Here is a 21182-nt window from a genome sequence, read left to right on the forward strand (position 1 = left end):
GGCTTCCTTTTGCCCTATAATTTACTTCCGGCCAGGTAACCGGTCGTAAGAGCGACTCCGCCGCCGCAATAATCTGCCCAAGGGTCCCAATGGGCCAGCGAGCGCCCACAGACAAACACATTGTGCAAATAGATTTGGCCATCTCTTTTGAGGGGCTGAAGTTCCTTGTTCACCTCTATACCCATTTGGGCATAAGGCTGAGGTTCTAAAAAACCCTCGGCTGTCCAAGGCTCAGGCGTAAAGATCGGACAATCAAAGACCTGCTCCCGGATTGTCTGCGGTCCAACCAAAATTCCTCCTCCAAATAGTCCTCCCGAAGCCAGAACAAAGGACTTGGCTTTTAATTGAAACGTCTCCCCCATACTATGAATAGCAATACTTTGACAATAACCATCTTCTATAACGGCTGCTTTGGCTTTGCCGTTGATGATTAATTCCCCGCCGAGATCTTTAAATTTCTTTCTGAGGAATTGATACAGGTCCATTCCCGTCGGTGAAGGCGGGAAAAGAGTTGGCTCGACAACTGTGCTGCCAAGGGCAGCCAATAGCTCCTGCAGAATTGGCTCAAATGAAGCACTTAACCCCGGAAACACCAAAACTGCCCCTTCATCCGTCCCTGCCGATTCTTGAATAGTTTCTTGGATGAACCCCCTTAAATAATCCGCCCCTTCTTGTGAAGACCAATATCTGGCATAATCCGGGGCAAGTATACTCTTTCCTAAACGATACTGGGCAGCAAACTGCTCCACTTGCAACGGTTTAAGCGTTACTTTAGCTTTAGGAAAATTGGCTGCCAGATTTGAGGCAAACAATTCCGGAAAAAAGTCCTTCAGCCCGTTGGGGGCTATTAAGATAATCCTCCTCGCCTTATGCAAAGGCTGAGCAGATAATCTGTGAGGTACATACCCTGCCGTACGGATCTCGCCAAGAGGGGTGAGAACGCTTTCGGCCCTGCCCCATGAGCCCTGATAAAAAGAACAGATTTCCTGCCACTTGCTTAGGGATTCAAGGGCCTGAGCTTCTGAAATCAGTGAAAAAGGATGCCCGAGGTGATCTCTAAGAGCTGCAAAATCCCCAAAATCCAAAATCCCGGAAGCATAGGACAGACTGCCTGCCCCTTCGGCTGCCAGAATAACCTTCTTTCCCCGCTCAAGCGCTGTTATACCCGCCACTAGACCGGCTAGTCCTCCGCCAACAATAATTCCATCCCACACTATCATTTCCTCCGATCCCTTGGGCAGGTACTTCCTTCTCCAAAACGAAGGAGTCCGCCGTATATGCCTCGGGCCAACTCAGTTTCCCTCAGCTGCGCTCCCCAGAGCACCGGACGGATTCCCTTCCAGCGCTGATCCAAAAAGCTCCGGAGTTCTTCACGAAAAGGTGCGTACTTATTCTTTTCCCGCCTCAACAAAGGCAGCGCCCGGTAACCACAGAAAGCACCCTGGCAAGTTCCCATACCTAATCTGGTTTTGCGCCGGATATCTGAAAGGCAATGTACATCTTCATCCGCTACGGTTTTTTCTACCTCGGCTAAACTAACCATTTCACATTCGCACAACATCTGCCCTTTAGCGGAATCTGACTCTATGTCATGCAAAATGCCCTCAGCCTCCGAGCCGGCTCTTTCCAGCATCTTGGTTACCGCTCCCCAGGGCAGCACCTTCTGGGCAAGCTCCTTGAGAGCAGGGGATATTTCAGGCAAAATAGTTTCCTCAGCTGTGCGGCAGGGAAGAAATTTGCCTAACTTATGGGTCACTTGATCCGCGGTTCTTTCTGCCATAAGCCGATAAGTCGTAAATTTGCCCCCCACAATACTCAGAAAGCCCGAAACCCCTTGTTCTTGATGATCGATTATGGCAAAACCCCGGCTTACTTCCCGGCCCTTATCCGGTGCTTTAGGGTCACTCTGGGTTTCCTTATACAAAGGCCGCACTCCGGCAAAGGCCCGAATGACCCGGAAGCGTTCTATTTCAGGCAATAAACCTTCGCCCAACTTCATAAGTTTCTCTACATCAGCCACGGCAGGCACATTATCCCCCGGGGAGTTAACGGACTGCGATGTTGTCCCGAAGACAGTAATACTTTCGTGAGGAACAAATATATCCCCATCTCCAGGCGCACGCAGCCGGTTAATAACCCTCTGGAACAACCTCTGGTTAAAAGCCAGCAATGTCCCCTTATCAGCCACGACATCCAGGGTCACTCCAACTGTAGCCGCTAACTCCGGCGCCCATGCTCCGGCAGCATTCACCACCACGGCAGACATTGCTTTAAAGGGTTCCCCTGTCCGCACTAATCGTCCGCACACACCCGTGATACGATTTCCTTCCCGGACCAGCTTTTCGACCTGATGATAGGTTTTATAGACCCCGCCATAAGCAGCCGCCGAATGGGCATTGGCCCACACTAATTTAAACCCATCCACTGCTGCATCCGGCACTTCAAAGACCCGCACAGCATCCCGTCTTAAAAGAGGCTCCTGAGCATAGGCATCCTGTAAGGGAATCTCCCGCAGGTCAATGGAGGCTTCTGCGCATTTTTGCAGCCAATTTTCTGTGTACTCCGGATCATCCTCAGCCATTTGAACGAACCAGCCACCACATTCGACAATACAACTTGGCGCTATCCGTTTCAGAATACTATTCTCCACAGCACATTCCGCAGCGGACAAAGGGTCCTTAGCTGCATAACGGGCGCCGCTATGCAAAAGTCCATGAAAGCGGGAACTTGTCCCATGGGCCAGATCCCCCTGTTCCAACAACAGCGCAGTCACACCACGCATGCTCAAATCACGCAGAAGCCCGACCCCGGTTGCTCCTCCTCCGATAATGATCACTTCCGCCCAATAGTCGACCATTTTATCTCCCCCAAATATCAAAAGCCGCCAATCCATCCCGGCTAATAATCCCATGTTGGCCGAGATCTCTGGCGGCCTCTTGAATTCTTCCAGCCGTACAGCAGTACTTTAGTCAGACGCTATCAAAGCATTGGCGATTTCAACAGCACTTGCTGCATCCGCAGCGTAAGCATCGGCACCGATTTGATCACAAAACTCCTGAGAAACCGGAGCACCGCCAACCATAATCTTTGGCTTTAATTTCAGTGTGCGCAAAGTGTCAACAGTATTTTTCATTTGCCCCATTGTCGTGGTCAGCAAAGCTGATAAGCCAACGATTTGCGGCTGGTATTGTTCAACTGCTTCCACAAACTTTTCTGCTGCAAGATCTACACCCAGATCAATCACCTTATACCCTGATCCTTCAAGCATGATAACTACCAGGTTTTTGCCAATATCGTGCAGATCACCTTTGACTGTTCCGATAACAATGGTGCCCTTTTCTTTAACATCGGAACTCACTATTAGAGTTTTGATGACATCCATACCCGAGTGCATCGCCCGCGCTGCTATAAGAACCTCAGGCACGAAAACTTCGTTATTTTTAAACCTGGGGCCAATGACATTCATTCCGGCGATAAGTCCTTCTTCAAGAATTTGAGAAGCACTGCATCCTTCTTCTATAGCCCTTTGGCACAATTCCTTGGTTTCAAGTGCGTCACCTGCAACAACTGCATCTCTGATTCCGTCTAAGATCTCCATATTATTCCTCCTGATGATAGAATTGATATTTCCAAGCTAGCCGAAAGAAGGGGTAAAACGTTATCTTCTTGGTTTGTCGATAACCTGATAAACCACTACTATGACGATTAGCAAGAACCCTTTAAGAACCTGCTCCATGTAAGTACCCACACCAGACAACGTTAGAACATTCAATAATAGCTGGAACATGATTGCTCCAAGTACAGTTCCGATAATCGTTCCTTTTCCGCCGATAAGAGAGGTGCCGCCCAGCACTGCTACCGCAATGGCGGACAATTCAAAGCCTGTTCCCTGGATAGGCGTTATCCGATTCGTCTGACTGCTTAACAGCGGTCCCGCCATGGCAGCTGTTAAACCCGCCACTCCGTAAGCCATCAGCTTAATTTTGTTGATATTAATACCCGATATCCAGGCAGCTCGTTTATTGCCGCCCGTGAAATAGATTTCCTTTCCGGTTTTGGTGAACATCAAGAATATGGAAAGTACCATTCCAACCAAAAGAAATAGAATGATTGGAACAGGTATACCTGCGATTTGGCCCCGTCCCAGCCATAAGTAGAAAGGCAGGTCATAAAGAAAGATTGATTGTCCTCGGGTAACTACGTTGGCAAGCCCTCCGAAAATTGACATAGTTCCCAAGGTTACCATTAATGAGTTAATCTTCAACCTGGTTACCAGCAATCCATTAATGATTCCAAGCAGTACTCCCGTAAGGCAGGTAACAACTAATGCCGGTCCCGATCCATATCCGACCATCAGCCCGCCGGTTACCAGAGATAGAGACATGATAGAACCGATGGATAAATCGATCTCTCCGACTAATAAAACCACGGTTGACCCAATGGCCGCCAATCCCACGATGGCCGCTAACCTTAAGACATTGAGCAGATTATCTTTTTGTACGAGTGCTGGGACAAAAAAGCCTCCAATAATCATTAACCCGGCTAGAATCGCCAATAAAATAAAGTTATGATTCTTTAAAATTGCTTTCCATAAACTTGCTTTGTTAATGTCATTGGTTATCACCATGTTTTCCATGTCATAACCCCTTTCCCGCTATTCGATCAACGTATTATTCAAGCAGTAGGTTAATGATGATCGGCCGAGTGAATAATGTTAAGGATATCTTCTTCATTAAACTCTCTGGTGTTTCTCCGCACTTCGGAAACAATACTGCCATTAATAACGATGAGAATTTTATCACAGATGCTTAAGAGTTCTCTTATCTCCGGGGAGGCCACTAATAAACTCTTCCCGTTATTCTTTTCATTAATAAGCAGTTTATAGATTTCATTTTTTGCTTTTACATCGACTCCCCGGGTTGGCTCATCCACAAGGATAATATCTAAATCTCTTAAGAGCCATTTGGCAATGACTATCTTTTGCTGATTACCTCCGGATAAATTTTGGACAAATTGATGGATGGTCGGGGTTTTAATCGACAGGGCCTTAACATATTTTTGGGCATTTTCCTTTAATGTTTTCGTATCAATAAGCTTTAATTTATTGCATATATATTCAAGAGAGCTTACTGCAATATTTTCTTTAACATCAAGGGTTAAAGCCAGCCCCTCCTTTTGCCGGTCATTGGTAATCATCCCTATTCCTGAGTCTATGCCATCCTTGGGATTCTTAAATTTAACTCGTTTACTTTTTACATACATTTCACCCTCATCAAATGTGTCAATTCCTTGGATTGACAGCAGCAGCTCCGTAATTCCAGATCCTTTCAGGCCTGCAAATCCAACGAGTTCACCTTTATTAAGTTTGAAACTTATGTCCTTGTAGATCCCATGCTTTGTAAGGTTAACCAGATTCAAAACCTCTTGTCCCTGTTCGAATTCGGGATCTTGTTCACCTGTCCCCAGATCCTCATTAAGAGTTACTCCTAACATTAAGGCAATGATCTCTTTTTCCGACAACTCCCCGGTTGGCATAAGTTCACCAACGTTTTTGCCATCTCTAAACACCACGATAGAGTCCGATATCTCGATTATTTCCTGGAGTTTATGTCCGATAAATATAATGCCCATCCCATTGGCTTTCAGGTCCTTCATTATTTTAAAAAGATGATCGACTTCGCTCTTATTCAACGGGGCAGTGACTTCATCAAGGATCAAAATTTTCGGTTTAAGAAACATGGCCTTGGCAATTTCCACAACTTCCTTTTCGACTAAGGATAAATCTTCAACCTTTTTATCAACGTCAATCTGAAAGCCCAAAAACTCCAGTACCTTTAAACTTTCTTGCTTCATTTTCTCTTTGTCTAAAACAATCCCTTTGCGGGTAATTTCTTTATTAAGAAATATGTTTTCCACAACGGTCATGTTAGGCACCAAGGTCGGTTCCTGATGCACAATTCCTATACCTAGTTCTTCCGCAACATTCGGGTCAGATATGGTGACTTTGTTGCCTTCTATAAAAACTTCCCCCTGATCAGGAGTGCAAATACCTGCAATAATGCTGGATAATGTTGACTTGCCCGCCCCGTTCGTCCCTACCAAGGATACAATCTGCCCCTTCTCAAGGGTAAAGTCTACGCCTCTTAAAGCCTTAACTCCCGGGAATTCTTTGTGAATGCTTTTCAGAAATAATAAAGGCTTCTGCATAACTATCGTTCACCTTCCTTATCGACCAGGGGTAATCATTCCTATTTGCGTGAAAAAACACGCTGGGATGCCGCCCCAATAATAATCAACCCGATCACGATGGTTTTATACCAGGCTACTAAGCCTATCAGTGACAATATGTTCAACATGATACATAGAATAGCGCTGGCGATAATTGTATTGAAGATCTTACCCTTGCCGCCTTCCAAGGTTATACCCCCAATGACCGCGATCGCTATGGCTATTAATTCGTAGCCGCTCCCTTGAGTTGTCTCCACCGATTCCAAACGAGAACTATATACCAGTGCAGAGATGCCCGCACATAATCCGCTTAATCCAAAAGCAGTCACCTTCCAGAACTTTGCATTAATGCCGGAGTAAGTGGCAGCTTTTTCATTACCCCCTGTGGAATAAATCCTATGCCCGACTTTCGTATACTTCAGAACAAATATTACTAATACCCCGACCACTAAAAACAAAAGAAAATTTACGGGTAAACTGGCAAGCTTGCTGCTCCCCAGCCATTTTGCACCTTCCAAATTAGTAAGATAAAGTGAATACCCGCCTGAAAGAATGTAGGATAAACCGCTCAGCACGTATAACATGCCTAAGGTGACTATTAATGAAGGAACTTGGGCTTTTACACTAATGATTCCGTTTAATACTCCTATCAAGGCACTGATAACCAGGACGAATAAAACGATAAGGTGCAGTCCGTCTACTACGTAATTTCCGCCCACGATTACGTCAGAGCCGGAAACCGCTAAAATCTTTTTAGTCAGCGCTATGGCCGCTATCGGAGCAAAGGCCATTAAGGCTCCTAAGGACAAATCAATTTCTTTAACGAGCATCACCAATGACTGTCCGATCGCCAACAAACCATAAATTGTGATATTGATCAAAATACCCTCAATATTCGTTTTTCCTAAGAAGACTGGTGAAAGAACTGCGCCTATCATCAACTCGAATATCAGAATTATGATTAGCATATTATCAATGATCAACTTTGCCCCAGTTCCAGTTCTCCCCTTAATTGAAGCAGTATTACTAGTCATATTGACTCTCCTTATTTTCGTATGAAATAAAGCGAATAAATGAATATTTATAAGTAATTCCTGTATCTGTCGGAAACGGGTTAGTTTACCCGATGGATTGTCGTACCTTCTCCGCAAGTCAGCAGAGAAGGTACGAGATGGTCAATGTTTATTTAAGAGCGGGCCCAAAGGTATACTCATACCATTGTTCGGGTGTTTGGGTCTGCATTCCGAAGATAACATCACCTTTTTGCGTAACCATTGGAATATTGGGGGTAATTACATCTTGAGGCATTTCCCCTGTTTTGGAGACAATGTTAAGGAGTACCCGCATACCAATATCTGCGATCAGCGGAGTGTAGGGTGTATTCACTTCAAATAATCCATCTTTGACTTGGGTTACAGCTTCTTTAGAATCGTCGATGCTTAAGAAGATTATCTTCTTACCATCTTTTCTGCTGTTGAGTCTGTTGGCCATCTTGGCCGCCTCTAGAGCCGCAAGAGCTTCATGATCTCCGGTTCCAAAGAACATATCAACGTCAGGGAATGCTTGAAGTGCGGACTGGGCGTTGGTAAAGGCTTCTTCTCTGGAATCCGTGTCATGATAGGACTTGAGAATTTCGATGCCGGGGAAATAACTTAACACTTTTAAGAAATGGCCGGTTCTTACGGCATCAGCAGTACTCCCCAATGGTTTCCTGAGCATGATTGCTTTGGCATTTAAGTCCCCTTCTTGGGCTAATTTCCATACAGCATACATGCCTGCTTGGGCTCCATTGGCCGGAAAGTTGCCGGTAATTCTGGACGTGATATCTTTAGAACCAGTGGTTCTATCAACGCTTACCACAGGAATGCCTGCTTCCAAAGCCCTGGTAACCGGAGGTCCTGTAGGGGCCTCAACCATTGGCCAAACAAGGATACCGTCTACTTTTTGAGCAATAAAGGTGTCCATAATTGACGCCCATTTATTGTTGTCAAACTCTGCATCTTGTACGTTTAATTGAACATTGGAATGTTTATCGGCCTCCCATTTGGCGGAATCCGCCCAGTTTATCAGCCACGGATGACTGAAGCCGTGAAACACAACTCCAATATTGTATTTCTTATTGGCATCCCCGACCGGTCCTTCAGGAAGGGGTATATAATCAGTGAATGCTAATTTTAAGTCATTTTTACTGAATGGTCCCGTAATTTTAGTCCCCGAACCTTTTGTCCACTCAAAATCCTGATAGGTTTCGCCTTTAGGGTAGGATTTGCTGTACATTTCGAAGCCCTCATCTTTATAGATTTGGGCAATCTGCTTATTGGCCTGGGATAAAGGAAGATCTATAAAGAACTTCAATATTTCCGCATCGTTCAGTCCTTTGCTTTTAAGCCCTTCGAAAAACTTAAGAGCTTCCTCTCCTTGAAGATTGGCGACTTCCTTATACAGCTGATCAATTTTTTCATTCCCTGATGAAGCAAGTTGTTCCGATGTTTGGCCATTCCCTTTGTCAGCATCTCCAGAGCTGCTTTTTTGCCCGCAGCCTGCCACAGAGAACATTGTCACAATCATCAGCGCTGCAATTAAAGCCATTGAAAGAACCTTTTTTCTCATTTTAACGCCCCCCCTTTAATTTCCTAAGAATCACTGAGCCTAGTAACTTGTTCAGCTAAACCTGAACACCAAGACTTTCGCCAAAGTCCTTCTCATAAAAGGAACATTCTGTGACGAAAGAGAACTCTCTCTGCTCTTACCACGCCCCTTTCTTCACATCTTTCCTACTAAAATATTTCGGATTTGATTCCGCGCAAGATCCATAGTTTAATGCTGCAGCTTCCAGGCTTTGGCGTCTCATTCGATCAAATCAATAGTTGTTCACTGTTTCATACATAGCAATAATGTTTTCCAAAGGAGTATCTTGCTGAATCCTATGTGAAGGACTAAAGAAATACCCTCCCCCTTTGCCCAAAACATCGATCGTTTTCTTCACCAGTTCTCTTATCTCTGCCGAACTGCTCTTGGGTAAATCCATTTGAGTATCTATCGCACCATGAAAGGTTAATTTATCCCCGAACCGTTCTTTCAATATCTTGATGTCCATATCTTTGGCAGACGTTTGGATCGGATCCAAAACTTTAACACCTAAATCAATGAAATCCGGAATCAAGCTAATGACGCTGCCGCACGAATGTAAAATCAAGGTAGCACCATATCTGTCGGCGAGCTCAGTTAGTTGTTTTAAACTGGGGGCAAAAAATTTAAGAAACATGTTTCTGCTAATTAAAAGACTGTTTTGGGTTCCGAAATCATCTTTATAAAATAAAAAGTCAATCTTCCCGTTGGCTTGTTGGAGCATCTTTTCATAATAGTCAACTAAAAACTTAGTTATATGGTTGATTGTTTCTAACATCAGCTCTTCATTTAACGCTAAATTTATCATGGTTTTTTCCATGCCAAATAAATAGGTCAGCAAGTGAAATACACCATGGTATCCTTCAGCGTGTATTCCTGGAGTGGAAATCGCATACCCTTCAAATTGATAACACTTACTTTCTATCTGGCTAAAATCATACAAATCGACAGTCGGCCATTTGTGATTTCTAACCTCTTCAACCTTATCAACGTCACTGAAGGGTGAATAATTAACATAGACATCCCGACTTATTTCCGTAATCAGCTCCCGGCGACCAACCCCCCAAATATCCAGTTCAGTCCCATCGTCCAATTTTTTGAGTGCTGGTCCGATATAATCCGGAATAACCTCCCGAAAATCAACGTTTAAATAATCAAGCAATTCATAATAATCCTTTTTGTAATAGTTACATACGTCAGCAATAACTTTATCCGTGGCTCTAAAATTTATCGGGCACCGGTCCGGTTCTTGATGATTGAGTGACATTAGAACTCGTTCTTTGGCATTCATGTTGATATCCTCCAAGCTAGTTGATTTTCGAATTTAATCGTTATTGAACATGATACTTGTATAAAAGCGCGTGAAGATCATCCATCTCTTTGGTCAGATTTTGATAAACACGCTGCCTTATGGCAAAGAACTCTTCATACATTTCGTGGATTTTTTGATCCGGTTCTATAGTGCCTGTGGTTTTAACAATGTCCTTGAGCGGATCGATAATATTATCATAAATTCCTGCTCCTTTGGCTGCCAGAATTGCATCTCCCAGGGGAGCCGCTTCATTTATGTTCGTTGTTTCTAAAGGAATGTTGATGACGTTTGCTGTTATCTGATTCCAAAAAGCACTTTTGGTTGGTCCGCCATTTAAGATCAGCTTATCGATTTTCACCCCGGCTCCGATGGCGATTTTTACGTTTGAGTAAAGATCGAAGGCGATGCCTTCAATGATTGCCCTGATCATATGGGCCCGCGTTGTTCTAAGGGTTGTCCCGAAAAAGACGCCCTTGGCATTTGAATTCCAGTTAGGGGATAAGGTATTTCCTAAGAAGGGCAGGAAGAGCTGACCATCTGCACCTGGGCTAACCCTATCTGCCTGCTTGGTCAGCAAGTCATATTCATTGATGCCCGCCCGGTTGGCAATTAATCTCTCGTCATCGCCAAACATGTCTGCAAACCACTTAAGGGAAGCGCCGGTGAAAGCCATTGGACCATCAAACATGGTTAAACCTGGTATAACGTGAGGCCATTTTAAGATTCTATACTCATGTACTCTCTGTTCAGTAGGGATAATAATGCCCAGGTTAGATCCTGTTCCCATAGAGTAGAATGCCTGTCCGGCAACCGTAACCCCACTCCCCAATGCAGCCGAACTTATATCGGTTCCACCTGCCACTAACAGAGTTCCCTTTTTAAGTCCTGTTTCTGAGGCGGCTGCAGAGGTGACCTCTCCGACTACCTCATAAGAACGATAAATCTTGGGATATTTCTCGATTGGAATCCCGATAGCATGGGCTATTTCCGGATTCCATCGTTCATTCTGATAATCGTAAGGATAAAAGAGTCCCGCATCTCCCGTGTTAATTGTAAATTCGCCGCATAACTTATATGTGCAATAACCGGCCGGAGATAAGAATTTATAAGTTTTCTCAAATAGTTCCGGTTCATGGTTTTTCATCCAAAGAGCTTTTGGTTCAATAAACCAGGGAGCGATTCTGTTTCCGTTATTGAAATTGATCTTATCCTCGCCAACTTTAGTACGAATTTCCTGGCACTCGGCTTCTGATCTGGAATCCATCCAGATCATGCCAGGGCGAATAGGTCTTCCGTCCTCACTGATTGGCAAGGTAACACCCACTAATCCCGAGATACCAACGGCGGCTATATTTTCTGCATAAGGACCTTGCTCAAGGCATTGCTTGATGGCTGCTACCACTGCTTTCCAATAATTATCTCCTTCTTGTTCGGCATACCCTGGTTTTGGCAGGAACAGCGGGTGTTCTTGAAAGCCTGAAGCAACTACAGTATTCGTCCTTGTATCAAGAATACAAGCCTTTACATTGGTTGTTCCGATATCGATTCCTAAGGTTAAATGTCCGCTCATTTGCAAAAACCCCCTAAATTTTTATTTCGAGAATCTTTTCTCTAAATTAAATTAACTTTTGCACTTTTTAAACTACGGAGACCTAAGGTTTACGGTAATAACAATTTCTTAGCGATACTAGTATCCGTTATCAGAGTGTTAATCACCCCACTCTTCAGAGCAGCCCGGGTTGCACAAATCTTTTTTTCACCATTGCAGATTGCCACCGTATTTTTAATTTTCTTAAGGGACTCTATGCTGACATTAATGATTCGATCCTGAATTTTGTTTGGTACCAGGTTTCCATTAACATCTATGAAGTTGGAATTGATATCCCCCACAACACCTAAACTCTTTAAGTAGTCTATATCTTCAACCGTAATTTCCTTTGTTTTATAGATCGTTATATCGGAATCTATGTAGCCAATAGGTACTATTACTAAATCCAAACTTTCAAATTGGTCAACGATCTTTTTGATAATGCTTTCTTTTAAAAAGATCTCTTTGCTGGCTTGAGAATCGAGGATAGCCGGACAATTTAAGATATACCCGGTGGCACCTAATTTGCTGCTGAGTGAGGATACAATAGCATTAGCATGAATATCATTGGAAATCAGACCGGATCCGCCAATTGCCGGGAAAATCTTCATGCTGTATTCTTGAGTGGCCGTCATTTTTTCTACGGTACCTTTAATCGTCCGTCCCCAGCCAACGCCTATTTTCATTCCTTTCTTAAAGTATCTATCGATGACCGAATTTAGTGCATTCCCAAACCCACTGTATAAAATCTCCATAGAATCTGAGGTTGGCAGAATAATGCATTGCTTTAGCCCGAAATTTCTCTCTAACTTTATTTCGAGTTCACTGAAATCCTGGGGAGGTGCATGCAATTCAATTTTTACGATTCCTTCCTCCCGAGCCTTCATCAGCATTCTGTAAACTTTAACCCGCGAAATATTGAGATGTTTCGCGATTTCCTGCTGATTCATATGCTCTTCATAATATAATCTCGCTACTTTTAACAAAAAATCCATTGCCCATTCACCTCAACATCTTAAACTTCTATGGAATAATCATCGTGTGCATTTGCACACTATCTGTGCATAAGCATAGCATTTGAATGTAAAGTTGTCAATAGTGTGCCAATTCCCTTTATTCTGCGAAGAAGGAATATTTTTATACAACTGCTTTCCATACTCTGACCTAAGACCCTGATTGTGGCTGTAACTAATTTGGAACATTTGAGCAACTCAACCTTAGCGAAACTATTTTTTGCGCAATAAACGATGGGTGCAGGAAGATCAATCTTCCTGCACCCATCGTTTGTTTGTATAACACTCTTTTCCGCCCTTAATACCTCTTCCTGACTGACGTCGAGGGAATTCCTAGTTCATCGCGGTACTTGGCAACTGTCCGCCTGGAGATCTCCATCCCTCTTGCCTTGAGCAGATCAGCTAATTTCTGATCGGAATAGGGGCTTCGCGGATTTTCTGAGGCAATAATATCCCGAAGGACAACTTTAATGACATCTGTAGTGACTCCTGAGTCATTTTGATGCCCGCGGCCCATACTATTGGCAAAGAAGAATTTAAATTCAAAAATCCCCCGCGGAGTCTGGACGTATTTGTGAGCCGTCGCCCGGCTGACTGTGGACTCATGAACTCCGATTTCCTCTGCGATATCTCTTAACGTAAGCGGTCTCAGATGACGAATTCCATTGCGAAGAAAATCCGTTTGCCACTTCACAATAGCATCGGCAACTTTATAAAGCGTCAGACGTCGCTGCTCAATACTGCGGATAAGCCAAGCTGCGGCGTTTAACTTCTGTTCAACGAATTTACGAGTATCCGTTCCCTCATCCTGACTCAGGGCATCACGGTATGTCTTGTTAACCCCTAAGCGAGGGACCGTAATATCATTAACGAGGATGATGAATTCTCCTTCGATCTCTTCAATCACTACATCCGGTACTATATAACGTACTTCCCCCGGACCTGAAAAACGCAGGCCGGGTTTGGGGTCGAGCTTTCGTACTAAATCAGCCAGTTCCTGAACTCGGCTTAATGAAATTTTCAAAGCTTGAGCAATTCGTTGTAAACGTCCTGCTGCCAAGTCTTCAAGATGCTTTAGGAACTCCGGCAACTCAGGAGGATAGTCTGGAATGAGCGGCAATTGCAAATACAAACATTCCTCTAAATTGCGAGCCCCTACACCCAGGGGATCGAGACTCTGGACAACGGTCAACGCTTCCTCGACCTTTGCAAGCCGGACATTCATTTCACGAGCAATATCATCTAATGCTAAGGTGAGATATCCTTTGTCATTCAAATTCCCAACAATGTATTCCGCAATATCTAATGAAGCTGTGAGCTTTTGGACATGAAGTTGTTCCAGTAAATGCTCCAAAAGCGTTGGTGCTGCGGTAATAAAGGGATCAAACCGCTGTTTATCGTCTGTTGTTACTCGTTCCTGGCGGACTCTATTTTCATCTTGATCATGGAAATAGTCCTGCCAATCCACTTCCCATTTTTCATCGGCGGAACTCACCTCTGCTGCAGGGGGCTCTGCTTCCCCCTTAATCTCCGTACTTTCTTCTAAATTTTCCAGTAAAGGATTTTCTAAAAGCTGTTCCTCTACATACGTGGAAAGGTCAAGTGCGGACAACTGTAAAATCGTAATTGCTTGGCGCAATTCTGGAGTCATAATGAGTTTTTGGGTTTGCTCAAGACTCAGACCGTAACCTAACCGCACCTAATTCCCCCCTATACTCAATTTTACGCTATCCTTCCCAGCCGTAGTATCCATTTCCAGACATACTTCCTAATTGAGTGTTCCCTATTGGGTTTAGAATAAAACGATTCACTTAAGTTACTTTCTTTTGATTTCTGATTCGCTCTGCCAACTCATCAATCTTTCTCATTCGATGATTGACGCCCGACTTTCCAACCTTAGGTTTCAACATTTCTCCCAATTCCTTCAAGCTGGCTTCGGAATACTCAAGACGCAATTCTGCTATCTCACGCAGCGGCGGCGGCAATGACTGAAGTCCAATAGTATCTGCGATAAATTGAATGTTCTCTAACTGACGGACGGCAGCATCAACAATTTTATCAAGATTAGCAGTCTCACAATTAACAAGGCGATTTACCTGATTACGAACATCTTTTAGAACCCGAACGTTTTCAAATTCCAATAGGGCGTGATGGGCACCAATGAAGCCAAGAAAAGCCACAATCTGTTCACTCTCTTTAAGATATATCACATACCAATGCTTACGCATACTTACTTTGGCCCCTAATTTGAACCGATTGACTAATCGACATAGTGCTTTGGCATGCTGCTCATCATTACTGACAATCTCAAGATGATAGGTGCCTTCCGGATTGCTTATCGAACCTCCGGCTAAAAAAGCTCCTCGCAAATAGGCCTTTTGATTACAACGCCTTTTGATTAGCCCCGGATCAATTCCCGGATAAATCTGGCCTTTAGCATCAACTAAACCCAGGTTCTGCAAGTCTTCGATTCCGCGGGGATGGATTCTGACTAAATATGAATTGTTTTTACGCAGTCTCAGTTTGCGTCGAACCACAATATCTACCCGACGCTTTAACACATCCTTGGCCAATCGATAAATCTTGCGGGCCACTGGTGCACTCTCCGTAATCACATTCAAGGTGTACTGTTGATTTGCACTAATTTGAAGTGTTCCATCCATTCGAACCAAAGCTGCGAGTTCCGCCAAATCACAACAAGATTTCTGGTCGCCTAAGCGAGCAAGCTCTTCTTTTGTAACAGCACTAAAGGACAATTCTCCAGCCTCCTTTCTATATCGAGGCTCGATGCACGAGGCACGAGGTTCGAATACGCAAATCAAGCGTTACGCATCGAACATTTTTTAACCCTTAGATGAGTTCGGTTAAATCAGAAGGTAATACTGAATAATTATAGAATTGTTTAAGGATTTTTTCGGAGCTTGCGAGTGAGCAAATAAGCATCGACCAGAGCAATACGCTCTCCAATCGGTTTTAAACGAAAGAGCAAACGAATGAGTTCCTTCGCCAGGCGGTCCGAATCGTGGCGCACTACATTCCCCTCTTGGACTAAATTTGCTTCAAAATATTTGACACCCAGATGCTGAACTACTTTAGGATCAGAGACAACCGGAACGGCTTCTTCCTGACTGTAACGTTTTAAAAGCGGCTCAGTAATCTCTCCGCGAGAGGCCAGTACTGCATCGACAAAGCCTTCACCGCAGTGATCTAAAATAGCCTGCAGGTGGTCCGAGACCTTATAGCCATCCGTTTCTCCTTTTTCTGTCATAACATTACATACATAAACAACCGGAGCGCTTGCTTCTCGGATTTTTTCCCTGAGACCCAGAACTAATAGATTCGGCAAAACACTTGTGTAGAGGCTTCCCGGCCCCAAAACAACAAGGTCCGCTTCTTCAATTGCCTGTATAGCATCAGGTAAAGGAGTACAATCACTGGGTTCCAGATAGACTTTGTCAATTTTCCCCTTCGTGGCCCGAACCGAGGTTTCTCCAATGACACGGGTGCCATCTTCCAAATCGGCCATCAGAACTACTTGATCCAAGGTAGTGGGGAAGACCTTCCCACGAAGAGCAAATACTTTACTGACCTGTTCAATTCCTTTTTGAAAATCCCCAAAGGTGTCAGTTAGTCCTGCCAAAAGCAAATTTCCTAAACTATGTCCCTTGAGGGCACCGCTTTCAAAGCGATAAGAGAAAAGGGTGTCCATAATCTGATCTGTCTCTGCCAAAGCAACCAGACAATTGCGCACGTCCCCCGGGGGTTGTATGCCTAATTCATCCCGCAGCTTCCCCGAACTTCCCCCATCATCGGTTACTGTAACAATAGCAGTAAGGTTACAGGTATATTGCTTTAGCCCCCGCAGAAGGGCAGAAAGCCCAGTCCCGCCGCCAACCACCACAATCTTCGGTCCTCTGCGCAGATGATGGCGAGAATAAATTCTATCAACAATTTTTACTTCATTTTCGGGAAGCACAGACGATATGATCGAATAAAGCATGCGTTTAAATCCAAGTATAATTGCGAAGATCCCCAAGGCACTGATGATGGCACCCGTGGGCACGGTTATATGCCGCGTGCTTCCCGTCAACCGATAAATAACCTCCCGGAATTGTAACTCCACGTAACCAATCGCCACACCATCATTCATAACCGAAAAACCCGTTGCGAAAAGGAAAATCCCCAGAACTGCCAGCAAAAACCAGCGTTTCACTTTTAAATCAGGATAAAGCCATTTCAGATAGCGAAGTATTACTTCGTACCTTTTTGGGTTCATTGCGCTATTCCACGCTTTTGGTTTTTTGTGGCGTCCCGGTGTTTAACCGTAATGGCGTAATTCTGTTGCTTTAAAAAGTTTCCGACCTTTTCCGCAATGGCTACGGAACGATGCTGCCCTCCCGTACAACCAATTCCAATGACCAAGTGAGTTTTTCCCTCTTTAATATAATTAGGAAGAATATACTCCAGTAAATCCAAGTATTTTTCCATAAAATCCTGAGCCATTTGATTCCCAAAGACATATTCCCGAACTAATTCATTCTCTCCGGTTAAAGGACGTAATGCCTCTACGTAAAATGGATTGGGAAGAAACCGCACATCCATAACCAGATCGGCATCCATCGGTATTCCATATTTAAAGCCAAAGGATACTACAGAAACCGCCATTTGTCCCAAACCCTGGGATTTGCAAAAAAGCCCCGCTACTTGGCTGCGAAGTTGTTGTGAACTTAAGTTAGAGGTGTCTATAATGCTGTCCGCTCGGGACCTCAGCTCCTCCAACTGCTGGCGTTCGGCCTGAATTCCGTCTAAGACACGCCCATGAGGGGAAAGGGGGTGCCTGCGCCGGGATTCTTTATAACGACGGATTAAGGTTTCATCTGAAGCATCGAGAAAGAGCACTTCCAGGCGGAAACCCTCTTTCTCTAAATTGCTTAAGGCTTCACTCAGAGAAGAAAAGAATTCTCCCCCACGCAAATCACAAACAATCGCTGCTTTGGAGACCTTTCCTCGAGACTGGGCACAAAGTTCGGCGAATTTGACCAGGAACGTAGGGGGTAAATTATCGACACAGAAAAAACCTTGATCTTCCAGACTTTGCATGGCCTGAGTTCTTCCGGCTCCGGATAATCCTGTGATAACAATGAGTTCTAATCCTTGTTTATTCATTTTTTTCACCTCCTCCTCTATATTATGGCTGACTCTTGACCAATATGGCTTTTTCGGCTTGCTCCTGGGCAGTGTTTAACTCATCTTCAGGAGTTGCATTCCCTGCCAGTACATTTGTCCATGCCGAATCCTGTATAGCAATTAATTTCCACTCCGGCGCATTCCCTTCCAACACCCAAGCTTTAGCAAGGGCCATGTTCGCCTGAGGAAAGACCCCTTTCTGGGCTTCCGGACGTTTATAATAACTCATATTTGCCGGAAGGAGACTTCCCGCTTCCAGCAACGCACCCTCCGCTTCCGGAGTGAGCAGTGCTTTTTGAACGGTTTGAATGGCTTCCTTCATATCTGGAGTCGTTTTAATGGCTGAATTTGCGATTCCCAGTGTCTTGCCTATAAGGGATTGCCCTTGGCCTGCCAACAAATCGGAAAGAGGAATGCTCCCCCAAGGAACATTTAATTGGGTTAAGTGTCTGGCAGCACTGGCCCCGGCTATAACAAAAGGGGTTTCTCCATTGGTAAACGCAGTAAGCGCCGCCGGGTCGATACGCAGGACCTGGGCACTCCGCCAAGCCGACAATTGTTGAAGAAAGGCAACATTGTTCGGATCATTTAGGCTTACATTTCCATTATTCATCAACCGCCCGCCCTGTCCATTCCACCATGCCGAAAGTGTGGCGGTATCAGCAGCGGGGATGGACAGCCCTTTGCCCGAGAACAGACCTGATAAATTAACAGGCACTTCGGCTGTATCTGTTCTAAAATACAGCAAAGGAATATCTGTCAGCCAAGGAAGAGCATAACTTACCTCTCCAAATCGAAAGCAGGCTAAGGCTGCAGGAAACCCTTCCTCATCGGTATAGGCGACAGGAGCCAATGCCCCTTGTCCATAAAGCTGATGAATAATCTCCCTTGAAGCTATAAAGATCTCCGGCCCTTCCCCTCCCGCTTCCGCTTGGTAAGAAAAAGCCGCAAAGTTTTGTTCGGGAACATAGTTTAGTTTGACAATCACCTCAGGATGATTTTCGGTGATCATTTGCATCTGGCCTTGTAAGGCCTCTGCCTCTGCACCCTGTAAAGAATGCCAGATATCCACTACGGCAGGAGCGGGTCCGCCTGGTTGTCCTGTCTGTGGTGCTGAGGAACACCCAGTGACAACAATAAAACAAATAGCTATATAAAAGCATCGCCATAGGATTTTGCTTAGCATTTTACTGCACTCCATTCATGAGCCTTCATACCGATAGGCCTTTACATTCCCTTGTTGATAGTGAAAAAGATACCAACAAGGTCTGTCTGATCCATCAGCTTGTAATATATCTGTCGTAAAGTAAGCAACAGCTGTATTGCGGTGCCACTGTCGCCGGTCCATACCCTTGACCCCGGGAATTACCGTCTCCCAATAAGCCTGCTTGCGGATCATTTCCTGCTTTGCTTTCCACTGACCCGCTTTCTCCTCTCCCTTCAAGCTGACTTCATTCTGGAGAAAGTCCGGGATGATATTCGGACGCTCCCACATGTAATAATCAAACCTTAGGGCGTCACGGATTCTGTTCCAAGAGACAGTGTCTGTTCCCTCCTTTGTTTCAGGAGTATGAACCTTTTCGAGAAATTCCCACAGTTTATCAAAGAGGGCTTTGCCTTGCCATTGACGGTGAAACCAACCCTTTTCCTGCCAAAACTCCGCAAACCCATGGTAAAAATCAAACGGAGTTGGAAAAAGCTTAAGAACTTCACGTACAGCGTTCGTAAACTTCCCTGAATTATAGTATTTATCAAGAACATCTTCCATGCGGTGTAATTGGAGCAGTCCACAATGTGACATGACGTTAGTTTCTAAAATTGTATAGGGCGGATCAGGGTTGAACAGGAGGCCATAACGATTGCTTTGCAAACGCAGTCCCGATCCTTTAAGTACTTTTAGAAATCCCAACTGAAGCATATCCGGATTTACTCCGTATACATCGTTGAATGAGGTTCGGAAGTCTGCCCAGCTTTCCTCAGGTAACCCGGCGATTAAATCAAGGTGAAGCGGGATCCCAAATGACTGCATTTCGGGCACAAACTTTTTCCACTCTTCAAAATTTTGAGGTCGGGAAACGACTTTGAGGGTTGGCTGGTACGTCGATTGTACTCCAATTTCCAATTGAATAAGTCCCTGAGGATAGCTTTTTAAATAGTCCATCCATTCTGCATCAAATAAATCCCCAGCCATTTCGCAGTGAACTCGTATCCGCTTAACATCTGGGTGTATAATACTTTCTTCCTTCACAATGTCCAGAATCTTTAGAGCGTGCCGCTTATTGGCATTGAAGGTTCGATCTACAAACTTTATAGTACGGGCACCATTTTTCAGTAACTGACAAAATATCTTGCGAAACCTCTCCGGTTCTAAAAACCGAACCCCTTGAAAGGTTGAGGACAAGCAGTACTGACAGTTAAACGGGCATCCCCTGGTCGTCTCAACATAGACAATCCGTCCGGTAAAGTCTTCATCTTCAGCATAAGGGAAGCTCAGATCATTTAAACTAAGGGCCTTTACCGGAGCAGGGTTAATCATGATTTTTCCGCCCTTTGTCCAAGCCAGACCCGGAACGTGAGCAGGGTCACGTCCATCCTGCCAGGTCTGCAGCAGTTCTAAAAAGGACTCTTCGCCCTCACCAATAACAAGAGCATCTACCTCTGAATGTTCCCGAAGAAACTCCTCTGCCTCAAAGGATACCTCAGGGCCCCCTATGACAAATCGTACCTTCGGGCAGACCGGGCGAAGCTGCCTGATAACCGCTATAACTTCTTTTAAGTTCCAAATATAACACGAGAAACCAACGACGTCCGCCTTAGCTTCGTAGATCTCCGCAGCAATCCGATCCAAATGATCGTTAATGCTGAATTCCCTAAGTAAGACGTCCTGGTAAACCGTACGAACTCCTTCTCGCAAATAACGAAGAGCTAAATTAGTATGAACAAATTTTGCATTAAGAGCAACTAAAAGAACACGCAAGAATGACAACTCCCTTTGTCCTAAGTATATCTGTTTAACGTCCCTAATGCAATTGTTATGCCAGTTTGAGGGAACCATATGTATAGGTATTTCTGACTATTTCGTTTATTATTCGGAGAGTGTGTCGTTTAACTAAACAACAAGAAAACCTACAGGGGTAGGGGCAATTCATGAATTACCCCTACCCCTGCAATAGCTTGAACGACTTACTTTCTATTTTGAACTGCTCCGCTTTACCAGGCCAGTGTA

The 21182-nt window shown here is 44.5% G+C and carries 16 protein-coding genes; all 16 read right to left on the minus strand.

Going from position 1 to position 21182, the window contains the following annotated elements; genetic code table 11:
- Window positions 1–14: 14 nt before the first annotated feature.
- Entirely contained in the window at window positions 15–1214 is a 1200-nt protein-coding gene (gene glpB, locus DESYODRAFT_RS25560; protein WP_007787486.1) for an anaerobic glycerol-3-phosphate dehydrogenase subunit GlpB, read from the minus strand.
- 2 nt (window positions 1215–1216) lie between these two features.
- Entirely contained in the window at window positions 1217–2857 is a 1641-nt protein-coding gene (glpA, locus tag DESYODRAFT_RS25565) for an anaerobic glycerol-3-phosphate dehydrogenase subunit GlpA (protein WP_042340132.1), read from the minus strand.
- Between the two features lie 108 nt (window positions 2858–2965).
- Window positions 2966–3598, minus strand: coding sequence for a corrinoid protein (locus DESYODRAFT_RS25570; protein WP_007787490.1), 633 nt, complete (start codon window positions 3596–3598; stop codon window positions 2966–2968).
- Window positions 3599–3658: 60 nt separating this feature from the next.
- Window positions 3659–4636 carry an ABC transporter permease gene (locus DESYODRAFT_RS25575; RefSeq protein WP_007787492.1) on the minus strand — a complete coding sequence of 326 codons (978 nt, stop codon included), beginning with the start codon at window positions 4634–4636 and terminating at the stop codon, window positions 3659–3661.
- 50 nt (window positions 4637–4686) lie between these two features.
- Complete coding sequence (locus tag DESYODRAFT_RS25580) at window positions 4687–6207, minus strand: sugar ABC transporter ATP-binding protein (protein WP_007787493.1); 1521 nt, start codon at window positions 6205–6207, stop codon at window positions 4687–4689.
- A 41-nt stretch (window positions 6208–6248) separates the two neighbouring features.
- Window positions 6249–7262 (minus strand): ABC transporter permease, encoded by a 1014-nt coding sequence (locus DESYODRAFT_RS25585; RefSeq protein WP_007787494.1) that lies wholly within the window; start codon window positions 7260–7262, stop codon window positions 6249–6251.
- Window positions 7263–7410: 148 nt separating this feature from the next.
- Complete coding sequence (locus tag DESYODRAFT_RS25590; RefSeq protein ID WP_007787495.1) at window positions 7411–8838, minus strand: sugar ABC transporter substrate-binding protein; 1428 nt, start codon at window positions 8836–8838, stop codon at window positions 7411–7413.
- A gap of 250 nt (window positions 8839–9088) precedes the next feature.
- Window positions 9089–10147, minus strand: coding sequence for a uroporphyrinogen decarboxylase family protein (locus DESYODRAFT_RS25595; RefSeq protein WP_007787496.1), 1059 nt, complete (start codon window positions 10145–10147; stop codon window positions 9089–9091).
- A 40-nt stretch (window positions 10148–10187) separates the two neighbouring features.
- Window positions 10188–11738, minus strand: a complete 1551-nt coding sequence (locus tag DESYODRAFT_RS25600) for a xylulokinase (RefSeq protein ID WP_007787497.1) — start codon at window positions 11736–11738, stop codon at window positions 10188–10190.
- An 89-nt stretch (window positions 11739–11827) separates the two neighbouring features.
- Window positions 11828–12751: a sugar-binding transcriptional regulator gene (locus DESYODRAFT_RS25605; RefSeq protein ID WP_007787498.1), complete on the minus strand. Its 924-nt coding sequence runs from the start codon at window positions 12749–12751 to the stop codon at window positions 11828–11830.
- Between the two features lie 316 nt (window positions 12752–13067).
- Window positions 13068–14468, minus strand: coding sequence for an RNA polymerase factor sigma-54 (gene rpoN / locus DESYODRAFT_RS25610; RefSeq protein ID WP_007787499.1), 1401 nt, complete (start codon window positions 14466–14468; stop codon window positions 13068–13070).
- 112 nt (window positions 14469–14580) lie between these two features.
- Window positions 14581–15525: a DNA-binding protein WhiA gene (gene whiA, locus DESYODRAFT_RS25615; protein WP_007787500.1), complete on the minus strand. Its 945-nt coding sequence runs from the start codon at window positions 15523–15525 to the stop codon at window positions 14581–14583.
- Between the two features lie 146 nt (window positions 15526–15671).
- Entirely contained in the window at window positions 15672–17045 is a 1374-nt protein-coding gene (locus DESYODRAFT_RS25620; protein WP_007787502.1) for a gluconeogenesis factor YvcK family protein, read from the minus strand.
- Window positions 17042–17935, minus strand: a complete 894-nt coding sequence (gene rapZ, locus DESYODRAFT_RS25625; RefSeq protein WP_007787504.1) for an RNase adapter RapZ — start codon at window positions 17933–17935, stop codon at window positions 17042–17044. The genes DESYODRAFT_RS25620 and rapZ overlap by 4 nt, the downstream gene beginning before the upstream one ends.
- A gap of 22 nt (window positions 17936–17957) precedes the next feature.
- Window positions 17958–19142, minus strand: coding sequence for an extracellular solute-binding protein (locus DESYODRAFT_RS25630; RefSeq protein WP_007787506.1), 1185 nt, complete (start codon window positions 19140–19142; stop codon window positions 17958–17960).
- 15 nt (window positions 19143–19157) lie between these two features.
- Entirely contained in the window at window positions 19158–20933 is a 1776-nt protein-coding gene (locus tag DESYODRAFT_RS25635; protein WP_007787508.1) for a B12-binding domain-containing radical SAM protein, read from the minus strand.
- Between the last annotated feature and the right edge of the window lie 249 nt (window positions 20934–21182).

It is taken from the genome of Desulfosporosinus youngiae DSM 17734 (genome assembly GCF_000244895.1).
Taxonomy (GTDB): domain Bacteria; phylum Bacillota; class Desulfitobacteriia; order Desulfitobacteriales; family Desulfitobacteriaceae; genus Desulfosporosinus; species Desulfosporosinus youngiae.